This is a genomic window from Vogesella mureinivorans (assembly GCF_007644035.1).
GTDB classification, from domain to species: Bacteria; Pseudomonadota; Gammaproteobacteria; order Burkholderiales; family Chromobacteriaceae; genus Vogesella; species Vogesella mureinivorans.
The window spans coordinates 1-341 of the sequence record NZ_VMTV02000256.1; the positions used below are offsets into that span (position 1 = coordinate 1).

The 341-nt window shown below is 70.7% G+C and carries 1 protein-coding gene; it reads left to right on the top strand.

Annotated features, from left to right (window positions below):
- Positions 1-341, top strand: a 341-nt coding sequence (locus FLQ44_RS23585) for a hypothetical protein (protein WP_206208757.1), incomplete at both ends; no start/stop codon positions are given.

Sequence of the window (341 nt, forward strand, 5' to 3'; positions counted from 1 at the left end):
GCACTGTCGGCCTCGAATGCCCGCGCCATCGGCCTCGTCGACAAGACCTGCGAACCCGCAGTGCTGCTGGACACCGCCTTGGCACTGCTGAAGCGCGGCGTGAGCCGACCCTTGAAGCAGCGCCTCACCGGCTGGGCCACGAACTGGTGGCCGGTGCGCCAGGCGCTGGCGCCGATGCTGGTCAAGCAGGTCAGCCGCAAGGCGCGCAAGGCCCACTACCCGGCGCCGTTCACGCTGATCGAAACCTGGCGTCGCAGCGGCGGCCCGGTCGAATCCCGGCTCGTCGCCGAAGCCAAGTCGGTGGCCAAGCTCGCCGGCACGCCGACCGCGCAGAACCTGGT